Consider the following 3637-nt stretch of genomic DNA (forward strand, 5'->3'; position numbering starts at 1 on the left):
CCGAACCTATCGACCTCTTTCCCCTCATGCGGCCCTTCGCCATCGGCATCTGCATCCTGTTCTTCCCGACGCTCGTGCTGGGAAGCCTGAACGGCATACTTTCACCCCTGGTAAAGGCAACGCATTCGCTCATGGTCGGGCAAACGCTCGACATGGAACAATGGCAGGAGCGGCGTGAGCGGCTCGAACTCGAAGGCCGCGAGCAGATGCCCCCGGACAGCTACTACGCCGAGGACGAGGAGATGGAGCGTGAGCTCAGTGAACTGGGCGTGGACGACCAGACACAGCAGACACTCGACCGCATGAACGAGGAACGCTCCTCATGGTCGGTGAAGGGGCTCATCTTCAAAGGCCTGGCATGGATACTCGAACTGCTCTTCGCGGCGGCGAGCGTCATACTCGACGTGCTGAGAACCTTCTATCTGGTCGTGCTGTCGCTGCTGGGCCCCATCGCCTTCGCCATCTCCGTATTCGACGGATTTCAATCCACGCTGACGCAATGGCTCACGAAGTATGTCTCGATCTACCTGTGGCTGCCCATCTCGGACCTTTTCTCGGCGATCATCGCACGTCTGCAAAGCCTCGCCATGCGGCATGATACCGAACTTATGGAGCAGGGATACAACTGGTATGTGGACTGGTCAAGCAGCCTGAACCTGATCTTCATGCTCGTGGCCGTATGCGGATACCTCTGCATCCCCTCGATCGCCTCGTGGGTCGTGCAGGCGAACGGATTCGCCGCCTACAACAAGACCGTCTCGAAGATGACCTCGCTCGTAAGCGCCGGGGCCGGATGGACGGCCGGCAAAGCATGGGCCGGGGCCAAAGGCGCCGGCTCGGCGGCATTATCGGGCGGTAAGGCCGTAGGGCGTGGTATCATGAACGGCGCCCGGCTTATTTTCAGAAAATAAAATAATTCGCTGTTATGGAATTCAAGTGTTTAACGAACATCGAAACATCGTTTCGGCAACTACGCATGTACGCGCTCGTCTTCGCCGGAATCTGCGCCGTCGTTACCGTGGCGGCAGTCTGGATGTCCTACTCCTTCGCCGAACGGCAGCGGCAGAAGATCTACGTACTGGACAACGGCCGCTCGCTGATGGTGGCGCTCTCGCAGGACCTCGCACAGAACCGTCCCGTAGAGGCCCGTGAACATGTGCGGCGCTTCCACGAGCTCTTCTTCACCCTCTCGCCCGACAAGGCGGCCATCGAGTCCAACGTCGGACGCGCCCTGCAGATGGCCGACAAAAGCGCCTTGTCCTACTACAAGGTCCTGCAGGAGAAAGGATTCTTCAACCGCCTGATCGCGGGCAACGTCTCGCAGATGGTCAAAGTGGACAGCATCCGCTGCGACTTCGACCGCTATCCCTACGAGGTTACGACCTTTGCCCGGCAGCGCATCCTGCGCGAAAGCACCGTCACGGAGCGGTCGCTCGTCACGACGTGCCGTCTGGTGAACGTTTCCCGCTCGGACAACAATCCGCAGGGCTTCATGGTCGAAGCGCTGAACATCGTCGAGAACAAAGACATTGCGACCTATGACCGCTAAACCGCACACCCTGCGCTGCCGCATCCGTTGGGTGCGGCGGTCGCTGCGGCGCCGGCACGACGCACTCGCACCCCGCATCCGGGAGCGGATCGTACTTGCGGCGCTCGTCCTGCTGCTGCTCCTTTACCTCTGGCTCCTATTCACAGCGGACATGGGGCCGGAGTTAGAGATCGGACATTTTGAATATTCACCTCTGATACCGTAAATCGTTATGACAGAAAACAAGAATCCGGGCAACGACCCCTCGGCGGAGTTCGAGCGGCAGCGCAAACGCAAGGTGCTGCTCTTCGCGGCGATCCTCGGATGCATCTTCCTCGTTGTGCTGTGGTTCATATTCCGGCCTGCGCCCGTCAAGCCCCAAGAAGGAGCTGCGGGGATCAATACGTCGGTTCCGGACGGCAAGGCGCAAGCCACCGTCGGAGACAAACGCAAAGCCGCGGAGCAGCTCCGCAGCGAGGAGCAGCAGCAGAAACGCATGATGACACTCGGCGACAATTCGTTCTCGCTGCTGGACGACGGGCTCAAACCCACCGAGGAACCCGCACCGGCGGACGACCCCGCACTGCGGGCTGCCGAGGCCAACCGGGCCATGCAGCGGCAGGTGCAGGGCTTCTACGCCGCTCCGCAGCGCAATGCCGAGGTCGAAGCGCTGAAAGAGCAGGTCGCGGCCCTGCAATCCCAGCTCGACGCCGAGCGGCAGCAGCCCGACCCGCTGGAGCTGGCCGAGGAGCAGTACAAGCTCGCACGGAAGTATCTCGGCGGCGGAACGGCCGTAGGTGAAGAAGCTGTTGAGCAGGCAAAGCAGCGGAAGGATTCGCGCCTGTCGGTCATGCGGCCCGTGCGGGAGGGTGAGGTCGAAGCATCGACGCTCGACACACGGGCGGATTTCACCGTCGAACGCAACTTGGGATTTCTCACGGCGGCAGGTGGCGTCGCGCATGCCGATACTCCGACCGTCAGAGCCTGCGTCGCCTCGACGCAGGTCATACGTGCCGGAAGCACCGTGCAACTGCGGTTGCTGGAAGCCGTGCGTATCGACGGAGTGACCATCCCCCGGAATACGCCGCTATACAGTCTTGCGACGATCTCCGGAATGCGGCTGCAAGTCACGGTGTCGTCCGTCGAATACGGCGGACGGATCTTCGCTGTCGAAGCCGTGGCTTACGACATGGACGGACAACCGGGGCTGAATATCCCGAACTCCCGCGAGCGGACAGCCCTCAAAGAGGCGCTGGCTTCCGTCGGGCAGACAGCCGGGACGAGCGTAAACGTCACCCGCTCGGCCGGGCAGCAGGTGTTGTCCGAGCTGGCGCGCGGAGGATTGCAGGCATCGTCGCAGTATGTCGCCGGGAAGCTCCGCGAGGTGAAGATCACCCTCAAAGCCAACCACCAGCTATTATTGATTTCTAAACAGCAGTAAAAATGAAAAGAGACCTTATTTATCTGACCCTGATCGTCGCGGCAATCGCGGCGGCAAAGGTCACGGCGCAGACGACACCGGAAACGCCGACCGAGATCCGTCCCCTGCGTATCGAGGCGGGATTCACCAAGACCGTACACATCTTGTTCCCGTCGCCCGTGACCTACATCGACATCGGTTCGATGGACATCATCGCTGGGAAGGCCGACGGGGCCGAGAACGTCGTGCGGGTGAAAGCCGCCGTGCGGAATTTCGCCGCCGAGACCAACCTGACGGTTATCACCGAGGACGGCGGATTTTTCACTTTCGATGTCCACTATGCCGAGAATCCTGTTGTCTCGACCCTCAATCTTACAGTGCAAGAACCACAGACGGAAGGTGTGAAAGAACCTGCCGCCGCAGGCGATTATCAGTCGACCGCATCAGAGGGTCGGGTGCTGCTGCGCGAGGTCGGGCGCCAGAAGCCTGCGACCGTGAAGCGCATGTTGAGCGACATATACCGACAGAACCGTACGGACGTAAAGGGCATTCGCACAAAGAAGTACGGCATCGGGGTCGAGGTGCTGGGAATTTACGTTTCCAACGATGTCGTTTACATACATACTTGTATGTATAACGACACGAATATCTCCTTCGAGGTGGATTCACGGCGGTTTATCGTAGCGGAT

Annotated in this window: 5 protein-coding genes; all 5 read left to right on the forward strand. The window is 60.3% G+C overall.

Annotated features, from left to right (window positions below; translation table 11 throughout):
- The coding region (gene traJ, locus ACESTR_RS15675; protein ID WP_373179421.1) for a conjugative transposon protein TraJ at positions 1–911 on the forward strand (911 nt) is incomplete at its 5' end.
- 14 nt (positions 912–925) lie between these two features.
- Positions 926–1549 carry a conjugative transposon protein TraK gene (gene traK, locus ACESTR_RS15680; protein WP_026076629.1) on the forward strand — a complete coding sequence of 208 codons (624 nt, stop codon included), beginning with the start codon at positions 926–928 and terminating at the stop codon, positions 1547–1549.
- Positions 1539–1754 carry a hypothetical protein gene (locus ACESTR_RS15685; protein WP_279183715.1) on the forward strand — a complete coding sequence of 72 codons (216 nt, stop codon included), beginning with the start codon at positions 1539–1541 and terminating at the stop codon, positions 1752–1754. The genes traK and ACESTR_RS15685 overlap by 11 nt, the downstream gene beginning before the upstream one ends.
- A 6-nt stretch (positions 1755–1760) precedes the next feature.
- Positions 1761–2969 carry a conjugative transposon protein TraM gene (gene traM, locus ACESTR_RS15690; RefSeq protein WP_302782296.1) on the forward strand — a complete coding sequence of 403 codons (1209 nt, stop codon included), beginning with the start codon at positions 1761–1763 and terminating at the stop codon, positions 2967–2969.
- Positions 2970–2971: 2 nt separating this feature from the next.
- Positions 2972–3637 (forward strand): conjugative transposon protein TraN (gene traN, locus ACESTR_RS15695; protein ID WP_373179422.1); only part of this gene is annotated, 666 nt, incomplete at its 3' end.

It is taken from the genome of Alistipes sp. DJF_B185, from assembly GCF_964250025.1.
GTDB lineage: Bacteria > Bacteroidota > Bacteroidia > Bacteroidales > Rikenellaceae > Alistipes > Alistipes finegoldii.